The organism is Micromonospora sp. NPDC049257 (assembly GCF_040678915.1).
Classification (GTDB): Bacteria; Actinomycetota; Actinomycetes; order Mycobacteriales; family Micromonosporaceae; genus Micromonospora; species Micromonospora antibiotica.
Genome location: NZ_JBFAQU010000002.1, coordinates 476,170 through 487,921 on the forward strand (window position 1 = coordinate 476,170; position 11,752 = coordinate 487,921).

The 11,752-nt window shown below is 74.5% G+C and carries 11 protein-coding genes; 9 read left to right on the forward strand and 2 right to left on the reverse strand.

What is annotated here, in order from left to right:
• The first annotated feature begins 105 nt into the window (after positions 1-105).
• The 9 genes from AB0K25_RS06075 to AB0K25_RS06115 all read left to right on the forward strand — a co-directional run bounded on the left by AB0K25_RS06075 (position 106) and on the right by AB0K25_RS06115 (position 9,189).
• Positions 106-1,302: a histidine kinase gene (locus AB0K25_RS06075; protein ID WP_357535513.1), complete on the forward strand. Its 1,197-nt coding sequence runs from the start codon at positions 106-108 to the stop codon at positions 1,300-1,302.
• Complete coding sequence (locus AB0K25_RS06080; protein WP_363818781.1) at positions 1,299-1,964, forward strand: response regulator transcription factor; 666 nt, start codon at positions 1,299-1,301, stop codon at positions 1,962-1,964. Before AB0K25_RS06075 ends, AB0K25_RS06080 begins: the two co-directional genes overlap by 4 nt.
• 203 nt (positions 1,965-2,167) lie before the next feature.
• Entirely contained in the window at positions 2,168-3,247 is a 1,080-nt protein-coding gene (locus tag AB0K25_RS06085; RefSeq protein WP_363818784.1) for a cellulose binding domain-containing protein, read from the forward strand.
• Between the two features lie 123 nt (positions 3,248-3,370).
• Positions 3,371-4,561: a helix-turn-helix domain-containing protein gene (locus AB0K25_RS06090; protein ID WP_208568955.1), complete on the forward strand. Its 1,191-nt coding sequence runs from the start codon at positions 3,371-3,373 to the stop codon at positions 4,559-4,561.
• 133 nt (positions 4,562-4,694) lie between these two features.
• Entirely contained in the window at positions 4,695-5,864 is a 1,170-nt protein-coding gene (locus AB0K25_RS06095) for an acyltransferase domain-containing protein (RefSeq protein ID WP_363818787.1), read from the forward strand.
• Positions 5,861-6,805 carry a beta-ketoacyl-ACP synthase III gene (locus tag AB0K25_RS06100; protein ID WP_208568922.1) on the forward strand — a complete coding sequence of 315 codons (945 nt, stop codon included), beginning with the start codon at positions 5,861-5,863 and terminating at the stop codon, positions 6,803-6,805. Before AB0K25_RS06095 ends, AB0K25_RS06100 begins: the two co-directional genes overlap by 4 nt.
• 76 nt (positions 6,806-6,881) lie before the next feature.
• Positions 6,882-7,121 carry an acyl carrier protein gene (locus AB0K25_RS06105; protein WP_067313076.1) on the forward strand — a complete coding sequence of 80 codons (240 nt, stop codon included), beginning with the start codon at positions 6,882-6,884 and terminating at the stop codon, positions 7,119-7,121.
• Between the two features lies 1 nt (position 7,122).
• Positions 7,123-8,349 (forward strand): beta-ketoacyl-ACP synthase II, encoded by a 1,227-nt coding sequence (gene fabF / locus AB0K25_RS06110; RefSeq protein WP_208568921.1) that lies wholly within the window; start codon positions 7,123-7,125, stop codon positions 8,347-8,349.
• A 213-nt stretch (positions 8,350-8,562) separates the two neighbouring features.
• Positions 8,563-9,189, forward strand: a complete 627-nt coding sequence (locus AB0K25_RS06115; protein ID WP_219464129.1) for a lipoprotein — start codon at positions 8,563-8,565, stop codon at positions 9,187-9,189.
• Positions 9,190-9,278: 89 nt separating this feature from the next.
• Here the strand turns inward: AB0K25_RS06115 and AB0K25_RS06120 are convergent, their stop codons facing one another.
• Positions 9,279-10,193: an ROK family protein gene (locus AB0K25_RS06120; RefSeq protein WP_357535757.1), complete on the reverse strand. Its 915-nt coding sequence runs from the start codon at positions 10,191-10,193 to the stop codon at positions 9,279-9,281.
• A gap of 103 nt (positions 10,194-10,296) precedes the next feature.
• Positions 10,297-11,748 carry a lyase family protein gene (locus tag AB0K25_RS06125; RefSeq protein ID WP_363818792.1) on the reverse strand — a complete coding sequence of 484 codons (1,452 nt, stop codon included), beginning with the start codon at positions 11,746-11,748 and terminating at the stop codon, positions 10,297-10,299.
• Positions 11,749-11,752 lie beyond the last annotated feature (4 nt).

Below are 11,752 nucleotides of genomic sequence, written 5' to 3' on the forward strand. Positions count from 1 at the left end.
CGACGGACCGGCGGCCCGGCGTACCTCCTTCGACGGACGGCCGGGCGCACGGTGTCCTGCCCAGGTCGGAGGGGACCGGGCCGGGGGTGTGATGGGATCGGGAGCATGCGGATGCCGGGCTGGGCCGGCTCCGGCCGGCCGGGACGCGACCTGGCCCTGGCCGGGGCCTCCCTGATCGGCGGCCTGGCGGTGTGGGGTGCCGGCCTGCAACCCCAGTTCCCCTGGGCGCCGGACGTGCCGAGGGCGTGTTTCCTGCTGCCGCTGCTGGCGGTGAGCGTGGCCGTCGGGCTGCGCCGGGTGGCGACCCGGACCGGTCTGGCGGTGGGCACCGGGGCGGTGCTGGCCGACGCCGCGCTCGGCGTCTCGGTCGGCAGCACCGTGATCTACACCCAGGTGTTGTACGACACGTGCGTGTACGGCCCGCCCCCGTTGCGGCGCTGGCTGCTGCGGGTCACCGTCGGGCTCAGTGTCGGCAGCACCGCCCTCGGCCTGCTGGTCTGGGGTTTTCGGGGTGCCGCCGTCGGGGTGCCGTTCGCGCTGCTCGGGGTCCTGCCGGTGGTCACCGGGGTCAGCGTGCGGCAGTACCGGGACCAGGCGTCGGCCGAACGGGCCCGCGCCGAGCAGACCGCCCGGCTGGTCGAGCTGGACCGGCGGCAGGCGGTGCTGGCCGAGCGGGCCCGGATGGCCCGCGAGCTGCACGACGTGGTGGCCAACCACCTCAGCGCGGTGGCCCTGCACGCCACCGCCGTGCTCGCCGCGCCCGGGCTGGACCGGCCCCGGGTCGACGCAGCGCTGCGGGTGATCCGGGAGAGCAGCGTGCAGGGGATGGCCGAGATGCGGCAGGTCATCGGGTTTCTGCGGGAGCCGTCCGTCGATGCGGCGCAGGAGGCCACCCGGGTCCGCCTGGACGAGTTGGACCAGCTGCTGGACCGGATGGCTGCGGCCGGTCTGCGGGTCCGGACGACGGTCGAGGGTCGGTCCCGGGAGCTGCCGGTCGGGGTCGACCTGGCGGCGTACCGGATCGTGCAGGAGTCGTTGACCAATGCGCTGCGCCACGGCAGGGGCACGGCGGAGCTGACCGTGGCGTACCGGCCGACGGAGGTGGTGGTGACGGTGGAGAACCCGGTCGGTTCCGGCGGGGCCGGTGCCTCGGCGGCGGTCGGTGCGGGGCTGCCGGGTGGCGGCGCGGGGCTGATCGGGATGCGGGAGCGGGCCACCCTGCTCGACGGGCAGTTCACCGGTGGCCTGCGGGACGGGTGTTGGCGGGTCCGGGCGGCGTTGCCCACCGGGGCGTCGGGGTGACCGCCCCGGTGCGGGTCGTGCTGGCCGACGACCAGGCGGCGGTGCGGGCCGGTCTGGTGTTGATCCTGGCCGGTGCGCCGGAGATCGAGGTGGTGGGCGAGGCGGCCGACGGGGAGGCGGCGGTCCGGCTCTGCCGGGAGCTGCGCCCCGACGTGGCGGTGCTCGACGTCCGGATGCCCCGGTTGGACGGGGTGTCGGCGACCCGGGAGATCGTCGCCGCCGGCACCGCCGAGGTGCTGGTCCTGACCACCTTCGACCTCGACGAGTACGTCTTCGGCGCGCTGCGGGCCGGGGCGGCCGGTTTCCTGTTCAAGGACACCGACGCAGCCGGGCTGGTGGCGGCGGTGCGTACGGTCGCCCGGGGTGAGGGGGTGATCGCCCCGACCCTGACCCGGCGTCTGATCGCGGCCTTCGCGGCGACCGCGCCGGGCGTCGGTGGGGCGCAGCGGGCTGCCGTGGCCGCGTTGACCCCCCGGGAGCGGGACGTGCTGGCCTGTCTGGGTGTCGGCCTGTCCAACCAGCAGATCGCCGACCGGCTGGCGGTGGCGGAGAGCACCGCCAAGACCCATGTCAGCCGGATCCTGGCGAAGTTGGCGCTGCGCAGCCGGGTGCAGGCGGCGATCCTGGCCCAGGAGTTGGCCCTGCCGGTGCCGCCGCCGTGACCCGGGCGGCCCGGTCGACCTCCCCGACGACGTGGCACCCGGTCCGTCAGCGAGGGGCACGCAGGGAGCTTCACATGCATTGATGCAAATCTATTGACTGCTCTCCCGGGCGGTCATATGGTGCGTTACCAGGGGCTTGCCGGCCAGCACCTGCCGTCCGACGCCGCGCCCGGCCGGAGATCAGCCGGATCGGAGGAATGGCCATGATCGCTTCCAGGCGGTCCGTCCTGACGGCGGGCGGCATCCTCGCCGCCACCACCGTCGCCGCCCTCGGTATGACCACGATCGCCCGTGGCACGCCCGCCACCGCCACCCCGGCCGGCGGGTGCACCGCCACGGTCCGGGTCGACTCCCGCTGGGGCAGCGGCGAGAGTGGCGGCCAGATCGTCACCTTCACCGTCGCGAACACCTCGTCGACGACCGCCAACCGGTGGACGGTCACCTGGCCGCTCGCCGACGGCCAGCGGATCGTGTCGTCCTGGAACACCTCGATCGCCGCGACGGGCGGCACCGCGACCGCGACCAACGCTTCGTACAACGGGGTGCTGCCGTCGGGCGCGTCGACCACCTTCGGTGTCCAGCTCGCCGGCCCCACCACCGCACCCACGCCGAGCTGCACCAACGACGCCGTCCCGCCGACCACCACCAGCCCGCCGACCGGGGCCGACGTCACCGTCCGCGAGGTCGACAACCAGCGCACCGTCACCCTGTACGTCGGGCAGACGCTGGGCGTGGCCCTGGCGGCCGACTACCTGCCGGTCACCACCACCGGCAGCGCGCTGACCCCCGTGTCGACCAGCGGCGGCTTCCCGACCGGGCAGCCCCTCGTGGCGACGTTGCGGGCCGTGACCCCGGGCACCGCCGAGTTGACCACCCGTACCGACCACGCCTGCCAGCACGCCACCCCGCCGTGCACCCTGCCGAGCGTGCTGTGGCGGGTGCAGGTCGCGGTCATCGAGCTGCCGCCGACCGACGCCGGGCGGACCGTCGTCGTCTCCGCGCCCGACAACCAGCGCGACCTCACGCTGCGCGTCGGTGACACGCTCGTGGTGAGCCTGGCCAGCAACTACCTGCCCCCGACGCTCTCCCCTGCCGGGGTCGTCGTGCCCGCCGAGGTGACCGGCGGCTACCCGAGCGGCCAGCCGCTCAGCGCCCGCTACGTGGCGACCGCCCCCGGCCGGGTCGACGTCTCCACCATCACCGACAACCTCTGCCGGCACCAGCCGACCCCCTGCCCGTCCCCCCAGGTGCGCTGGGTGGTGCACCTGACCGTCACCAGCTGAACTCGGCACCGCCGACCTGCACCCCGACCCGCCGGTGGCCCGCCCCCGGCGGGTCGCCCCGGAGCCGGCGTCGAGTCCCTGCTCAGGGCATGTCACGCTGGAGCGGTGAGCGAGCCGGACGGGATGGAACTGACGGCCACCCTGCGCCGGATCGAACGGGCGGCGGGGGCGCTGGCCACGGCCAGCGTGGCCCGGATGGACGAGAGTCTGCCCTGGTTCCGTGAGCTGCCGGCCGAGCAGCGCTCCTGGGTGATGCTGGTGGCGCAGGCCGGGGCCCGGTCCCTGGTCGAGTGGCTGGGTTCCGGCGGTGGCACCACCGACAGCACCCAGGAGGTGTCCGACGAGGTCTTCGCCACCGCGCCGCTGGCCCTGGCCCGGTCGATCAGCCTCCAGCAGACGGTCGCGCTGATCAAGGTGACCATCGACGTGGTCGAGGAGCAGGTGTCGCACCTGGCCGCGCCCGGCGAGGAGCAGCAGCTACGCGAGGCGGTGCTGCGGTTCTCCCGGGAGATCGCCTTCGCCGCCGCCCGGGTGTACGCCCGCGCCGCCGAGTCCCGGGGCTCCTGGGACGCCCGGTTGCAGGCGCTGCTGGTCGACGCCCTGCTGCGCGGGGACTCCCCCGACGTGCTGGCCAGCCGGGCCGCCGCACTGGGCTGGGCGGACGCCCCACCGGTGGCGGTGGCCGTCGGGCGGTCCCCCGGCGGGGAGGTGTCCGCCGTGCTGCACACCGTCTACCGGTACGCCCGCCGGATCGGGGTGGAGGTGATCGGCGGTGTGCACGGCGACCGGCTGGTGATCGTGCTCGGTGGCGCGGCCGACCCGATGGCCGCCACCGAGAAGCTGCTCCCCGGGTTCGGTGACGGGCCGGTGGTGGTCGGTCCCGCCGTACCCAGTCTGGACGAGGCGACGGACTCGGCACGGGCCGCGTTGGCCGGCTACCGGGCGGCGCCGGCCTGGCCGACCGCGCCCCGGCCGGTGCCGGCGGCGGACCTGCTGCCCGAACGGGCCCTCGCCGGTGACGCCGAGGCCCGCCGCCGGCTGCGCCACGACGTGTACGCCGCCCTGGTGCGTGCCGGCGGCGAACTGCTGGAGACGTTGGACGCCTTCTTCGCCGCCGGTGGGACGCTGGAGAGCGCGGCCCGTGCCCTGTTCGTCCACCCCAACACCGTGCGTTACCGACTGCGTCGGATCGCCGAGGTGACCGGATTCTCGCCCCTGACCCCCCGGGACGCGTTCGCCCTCCAGGTCGCGCTGACGGTGGGCCGGCTGGACCCGATCGCGCCGGCCGGGATACCCGGACCGAGCCAGAAATGACCCCGGGTAGCCTGAGCAGCACCGCTGAACGACGATCACCACCGATGTTTGTAGGAAACCTCCAAGACTTCTAGTGCGGTTTGGTGTCAGCCCGCACAGCGCTTACCCGGGGGTATCGGGAAGAGTCATAGACGTGCTCGCCGTCCTCTCTCCCGGCCAGGGTTCCCAGAAGCCCGGCTTCCTGACGCCCTGGCTCGCCCTGCGTGGCGTCGAGTCACGGCTGCGTTGGTGGTCGGTGCCGGCCGGGGTCGACCTGGTCCGGCTCGGCACCGAGGCGGACGCCGACGAGATCCGCGACACCGCCCGCACCCAGCCGCTGCTGGTGGCCTCGGCCCTGCTGGCCGCCGAGCAGCTGCCGCTGCACGACGTGGACCTGGTCGCCGGGCACAGCGTCGGCGAGCTGGCCGCCGCCGCACTGGCCGGGGTGTTCTCCGCCGAGACGGCGATCACCCTCGCCGGGGTGCGCGGCCGGGAGATGGCCGCCGCCTGTTCCCTGGAATCGACCGGGATGGCCGCCGTCCTCGGCGGCCATCCCGACGAGGTGCTCGCCGCCCTGGCCACCCACGGGCTGCACCCGGCCAACCGCAACGGCGGTGGCCAGGTGGTGGCCGCCGGCACGCTCGACGCCCTGGACAAGCTCGCTGCCGAGCCCCCCGCGAAGGCCCGGATCATCCGGCTCCAGGTCGCCGGGGCGTTCCACACCCCCTACATGGCCTCCGCCGAGCAGGCGCTGGCCGTCGTCGCCGCCGGGATCACGCCGTCGGCCCCGGTCCGGATCCTGCTCTCCGACCTCGACGGCACTGCCGTCCCGCACGGCCGGGAACTGGTCCACCGGCTGGTCCGGCAGGTCACCGCGCCGGTGCGCTGGGACCTGTGCATGCGGACGCTGGCCGACCTGGGGGTCACCGGCGTGCTCGAACTCCCCCCGGCCGGCACCCTCGCCGGGCTGGTCAAGCGGGAGCTCAAGGCCACCGGCGCACCGGAGATCGTCACCCTGAACACCCCCGCCGACCTGCCCGCCGCCCGGGACCTGATCGCCCGGCACAGCGGTCCGCCCGGTCGCCGGCCGACATCGCGCTCCCGGGTCGTCGTCGCCCCCGCCGTGGGCACCTTCGCCCCGGTGGAGGGTCTCACCGAGGGCGCCGAACTGAGCACCGGCCAGGTGCTCGGGCAGATCACCACCCGGCAGGGGCCGGTCGAGGTGACCGCCCACGACAGCGGCCCGCTCACCGAGTGGCTCGCCCACCAGGACGACCCGGTCGCGCCGGGCCGCCCCATCGCCCGCATCGGAGGCCAGGCATGAGCGGCAGTCGGATCGTCGCCCTCGGGCACTACCAGCCTTCCCGGGTGGTGACCAACAACGACATCGCCCAGTTCGTCGACACCAACGACGAGTGGATCCGGGACCGGGTCGGCATCGCCAGCCGGCGCATCGCCGACGGCGAGACGGTGGCCGACATGGCCACCGCCGCCGCCGACAAGGCGCTTGCCAACTCGGGTCTCACCGCCGCCGACATCGACCTGGTGGTCGTCGCCACCTGCACCTCGATCGACCGCAGCCCCAACGTGGCCTGCCGGGTCGCCGCCAAGCTGGGCATCACCGCCCCGGGCGCGTTCGACCTCAACACCGCCTGCTCCGGCTTCGCCTACGCGTTGGGCACCGTCGACCACGCCATCCGGGCCGGCGCGTCGCGCAACGCGCTGGTCATCGGCGCGGAGAAGCTCTCCGACTTCACCGACTGGACGGACCGCTCCACCTGCATCATCTTCGCCGACGGCGCGGGTGCCGCGGTGGTCACCGCCACCACCGGCGACGAGCCGGCCGGGATCGGCCCGGTGGTGTGGGGCTCCGCACCGGACAAGAGCGACGCGGTACGCATCGAGGGCTGGCGGCCGTACATCGCGCAGGAGGGGCAGTCGGTGTTCCGCTGGGCCACCACCGCGCTGGCCCCGCTGGCCCTGCAGGCGTGCGAGAAGGCCGGCGTCGACCCGTCCGAGCTGGCCGCGTTCGTGCCGCACCAGGCCAACTCGCGGATCATCGACGGCATCGCCAAGCGGCTGAACATCCCGCAGGCGATCATCGCCAAGGACATCGTCGAGTCCGGCAACACCTCGGCGGCGAGCGTGCCGCTGGCCCTGTCCAAGCTGGTCGAGCGCCGGGAGGTGCCCTCGGGCGCACCGGTGCTGCTGTTCGGCTTCGGCGGCGGTCTGACCTACGCCGGTCAGGTCGTCCGCTGCCCCTGAAGACCCGCCGTGGTCGGCGACCGCGGCGCACCGCCATCCGGCGGAGAACAAACCCCGATGAGAGGAACCCACCGCAATGACCCGTGACGAGATCACCTCCGGCCTCGCCGAGATCCTCGAAGAGGTTGCCGGGGTGAACCCGGACGACGTGGCCGAGGGGAAGTCCTTCACCGACGACCTCGACGTCGACTCGCTGTCGATGGTGGAGGTCGTGGTCGCCGCCGAGGAGAAGTTCGGCGTCAAGATCCCGGACAACGAGGTGCAGAACCTGAAGACCGTCGGGGACGCCGTCAGCTTCATCGAGGCGCAGTCCTGAGATGAGTCGCATCGACGTCGTCGTCACCGGGCTCGGCGCGACCACCCCGCTGGGCGGGGACGTCGCGTCGACCTGGGACGCCATGCTCGCCGGCCGCTCCGGGGTGGGTCCGCTCACCCAGGAGTGGGCCGGCCAGCTCCCGGTCCGGATCGCCGCCCAACTCGCGGTGGAACCGACCGAGGTGCTGGACCGGGTCAAGCTGCGCCGGTTGGACCGCTCCGAGGCGATCGCGCTCATCGCGGCGCAGCAGGCCTGGGCGGACTCCGGGCTCGCCGACTCCGGGCTCGACCCGGAGCGGTTGGGGGCCAGCGTCGGCTCGGGCATCGGGGGCGCCCTGACCCTGCTCGCGCAGGACGACATCCTGGAGGCGTCCGGCCCGCGCCGGGTCTCCCCGCACACCATCCCGATGCTGATGCCCAACGGTCCCGCCGCCTGGGTGGGGTTGGAGCTGGGCGCGCAGGCCGGGGTGCACTCGGTGGCGAGCGCCTGCGCGACCGGCGCGGAGGCGATCGCACTCGGCCTGGACATGATCAGGTCCGGTCGGGCCGACGTGGTGGTGGCCGGCGGCACCGAGGCGGTCATCCACCCACTGCCGATCGCCGGGTTCAGCTCCATGCGGGCCATGTCGACCCGTAACGACGAGCCGGAGCAGGCCTCCCGGCCGTGGGACAAGAGCCGCGACGGCTTCGTCCTCGGCGAGGGCGCCGGCATCCTGGTGTTGGAGCGCGCCGACCACGCCGCCGCCCGGGGCGCGCACGTCTACGCCCGGCTCGCCGGTGCGGGCATCACCTCCGACGGGTACGACATCGTCCAGCCGCACCCCGAGGGGGCCGGCGCGATCCGGGCCATCGCCAAGGCGATCGCCGACGCGGACGTGGCCAAGGCCGACATCGTGCACGTCAACGCGCACGCCACCTCGACGCCGGTGGGCGACCTGGCCGAGATCAAGGCGCTGCACCGGGCGCTCGGTGACCATCCGGTGCTGACCGCCACCAAGTCGATGACCGGGCACCTGCTCGGCGCGGCCGGCGCGTTGGAGTCGATCGCCACCATCCTGACCATCCGCGACGGCGTCATCCCGCCGACGATCAACCTGGACGACCCGGACGACGGCCTCGACATGGACGTCGCCGCGAACAAGGTCCGCCACCTGGACGTGCCGGCGGCGCTGAACAACTCGTTCGGCTTCGGCGGCCACAACGTCGCCCTGGTCTTCACCCGCCCCTGACGGCAGCAGCAGTCCGACGGCCCGGCCCCCTCGGGGTGCCGGGCCGTCGGCGTCCAGCGTGGTCGGACGGCGAGCGGTGGGGCGGATCTGCGGCAACCGCACAGTGATCATGGGCTTGGTCGCCGCAAACGGTCAGCAGGGCCAGCCATCCGTCGGCTAGCATCCGTCGGCCACCGCAACCGACGGCGGCAACTCCAACGGGGAAACGGGACGATGATCCGACGTACGACCGCACTTGCCGCGCTCACCCTCACCCTCACCGCCGGCTGCGCCGGTGACACCACGGAGCGGGCGACGACGCCCGCGCCGTCGACCAGCCCGACCGCCTCGCCGGTCGCCGCCGGTCCACCGTGGTACGACGACGTCGCCCCGGCCGCCGCCGCCACCACGGTCGGCCCGAAAGGCAGCGCCTGCACGCTGTCGATGACCTTCTCGGTGCCGGCGAAGTGGAAGGTCAAGGCGGTGAAGGGCGGGGCCGATCTCAAGCTCGGCCCGGCCGTGCCGCTGTGCGAGATCGACGCGAAGCCGGCCGGGAACATCGGTTTCCTGCGGGTCTGGCAGATCACCGGGGCCGCACCGCTGAACCCGCAGGTCACCGTGGACAAGTACCTCGCCGCGTTCAACAGCCCGAAGGAGCAGCAGTACCGGCGGACCAAGGCCGGCCCGCTGGACGCCTTCGAGGCCACCTGGACCGAGGACGGCGAACCCAACCGGGCGATCCTGGTGTCCACCCTGTACGGCACGCTGATGATCACCCTCGACGGCCTGGACACCGAGGAGTTCGAGGAGATGCTGCCGGCGTACCAGCTGGCGAAGTCGAGCGCCGACCTGCCGAAGTGACCGCGCCGTGCGTCCGGCCCGCCCGAGGGTGGGCCGGACGCACGGGCCGACCGGTCCGCCCCCTCGCGGCCGGACGCACAGGTGGCCGGTCAGCGGGGTGCCGGCACCGCCTCCCGGGCCAGGGTGACCGCGCCGAGCAGCGCCGCGTCGTCGGCGAACCGGGACAGCACCACGTCGGGGCGGTTCGGGAGCACCTCGGCCAGCCGGTCGACGAGCAGCCCCCGGATCAGCGCGCTGCCGGCCACCCCGCCGACCAGCACCACCCGCTGTGGATCGAGCAGCAGGCAGCAGGTGACCAGGTGCCGGGCCAGCTCGTCGACCCGGGCGGTGAGCGCGTCACGGGCCACGCCGGGCACTTCGGCGGCGGCGGCCAGCCCGGCCGCGTGCCCGGCCACCCCCAGCTCGTCGGCCAACCGGTCCAGCGCCCGGCCGGAGAAGTCCAGCTCCAGCATGGTGCCCGGCCAGGGGCCGCCGGCCACCGCGTACCCGATCTCGCCGGCCGCCCCCCGATGCCCGGCGAGGACCCGGCCGCCGACGGTGACCGCCGCCGCCACACCGGTGCCGATCCCCACCACCAGCCCGGGGTCGGCGTCACGCAGCGCGCCGAGGCGCAGCTCGGCCAGGGCGGCGGCGTTCAGGTCGTTGTCCACCGCCACCCGGGCCACCCCGAGGGCGGCGGACACCGCGTCGGCCAGTCGCAACCGCTCCCAACCGGGCACGTTCGGGGCCAGGTCGATGCCGTCGGGGCGGACCACCCCCGGTGAGGCCACCCCGGCCGCCACCAGCGGCCCGCCGACCTCGGCGACCAGCGTGGCCGCCAACTCCAGCGCCCGGTCCAACGCCTGCGGGGCACCCCGCTCGGCGTGGGTGGCGATCCGCCGGTGGGCCAGCAGCCGACCGGTGCCGTCGGCCACCCCGACGGCCATCTTGGTGCCGCCGAAGTCGATGCCGAGCAGCCGCTCGTCGGTGCGGGTGCCGGCGGCGGCCCGGCCGGCCAGTCGCATGCTCACCTGGTCCACCGCCCGGTCACCACCGTCGACCGCGGTCGCGCCGGTGCCCCGCCGGACAGCCGGGCCGGACCGGAGCCGGATCGTCGGATCGACGCGCTCACCGGCCGGCCACCTCGGCGGCGACCGTGTCCAGCGCCTCGTCGGCGCGGGCCAGCCGGTCCCGGGTCGCGGCGAGCCGGTCGGCGACGGCGTCGAACGCGACCCGCAGGGTGCCGACCTGGGCGCGGACGGCGGCGGCACCCGGCCCGTCCACCTGCACCCGGTCCAGCACCAGGTCGGGCTGGACGGCGGCGGCGATCAGGTCGGCGACGGCGTCGTCGGTCAGCCCGGCGGTCAGCCCGGCGGCGGCGGCCCGGACCCCCTCGGCGGTCCAGGTGTCCGGCGCACCGGCCCGGACCAGCCGGCCGACGACCGAGTGGGCGGCCCGGAACGGCACCCCGTGCCGGGTCAACGCGTCGGCCGCCGCGGTGGTGGTGGCCCCGGACGCGACGATCTCCTCCCGGGTCGGCGGGTGCAGCGGCTCCAGTTCGGCGAGGAAGCCGCCGACCAGGGCGAAGAACCGGTCCGCCCGGTCGTTGCTGTCCCAGAGCCGGACCTGCACGTCGGTGGTGGCGTTGTTGGAGTCCTCCCACCAGGCCGCCCCGACGTTGTTGAGCACCGACGCGGCGTCGGCGGCGCTCGCGCCGGCCATCGACACCAGGTGCTCCAGCACCACCGGGTTGCGTTTCTGCGGCATGATGCTGCTGCCCTGGGTGAAGTCGCCGGGGGTGGCCACCCACTGCCAGGTCAGCCAATCCATCAGGGTACGGGCCAGCCGGGCGCCGGTGGCCAGGGCCTGGGCGTTGAGGGTGCCCACCCGCACCAGGTGGTCGGCCCCGGCGACCGCCTCGTAGGAGTTGGTCACCAGCCCGTCGAAGCCGAGCAGCTCGGCCACCCGGGCCGGGGCGATGTCCAGGTCGGTGCCGGCGAACGCGCAGGACCCCAGCGGCGAGACGTTGAGCTGGTCGATCACGTCGGCGTACGCGGTGGCCTCACCGGCCAGCGCCTCGGCGTAACCGGCCAGCGCGTGCCCGATGGTGGTGGGCTGGGCGGGCCGGCGGTGGGTGTAACCGGTGATCACCACGTCGGCGTACCGGTCGGCGACCTCCAGGGCGGTCCGGCCGGTGGCCAGCACCCGGTCCAGCACGTCGAGGAGCTGGCCGCGCAGCAGCATCCGGAACACCCCGGCGTCGAGGTCGTTGCGGCTGCGGGCCATCTGCACGTCCAGTTCGGACGCCGGCACGCCGCACGCCTGCGCGAGCGTGGACTCCAGCAGGTAGTAGGTGTCCTCGAAGCTGCCGTCGAACGCCGGGGCCGGACTGTCGTCGGCGCGCAGCGTGGCCAGCCCGCGCAACAGTCGGGCCCCCCGCTCGGCCGGGACGAGGCCCTGCTCGGTCAGCATCACCACGTGCGCCTGGCTGGCGCGCACCATCGCCGGGTAGAGATGCCCGACGTGGTGGTCGTAGGTCGGGGCCAGGTGGTGCCGCTGGTAGGTGGTCAGCTCGCTCATGGCG

Coding starts and splice junctions, on each gene's coding strand:
- AB0K25_RS06075 (WP_357535513.1), top strand. CDS start 106: ATGCGGATGCCGGGCTGGGCCGGCTCCGGCCGGCCGGGACGCGACCTG.
- AB0K25_RS06085 (WP_363818784.1), top strand. CDS start 2,168: ATGATCGCTTCCAGGCGGTCCGTCCTGACGGCGGGCGGCATCCTCGCC.
- AB0K25_RS06090 (WP_208568955.1), top strand. CDS start 3,371: ATGGAACTGACGGCCACCCTGCGCCGGATCGAACGGGCGGCGGGGGCG.
- AB0K25_RS06100 (WP_208568922.1), top strand. CDS start 5,861: ATGAGCGGCAGTCGGATCGTCGCCCTCGGGCACTACCAGCCTTCCCGG.
- AB0K25_RS06105 (WP_067313076.1), top strand. CDS start 6,882: ATGACCCGTGACGAGATCACCTCCGGCCTCGCCGAGATCCTCGAAGAG.
- fabF (WP_208568921.1), top strand. CDS start 7,123: ATGAGTCGCATCGACGTCGTCGTCACCGGGCTCGGCGCGACCACCCCG.
- AB0K25_RS06115 (WP_219464129.1), top strand. CDS start 8,563: ATGATCCGACGTACGACCGCACTTGCCGCGCTCACCCTCACCCTCACC.
- AB0K25_RS06120 (WP_357535757.1), bottom strand. CDS start 10,193: ATGCGACTGGCCGGCCGGGCCGCCGCCGGCACCCGCACCGACGAGCGG.
- AB0K25_RS06125 (WP_363818792.1), bottom strand. CDS start 11,748: ATGAGCGAGCTGACCACCTACCAGCGGCACCACCTGGCCCCGACCTAC.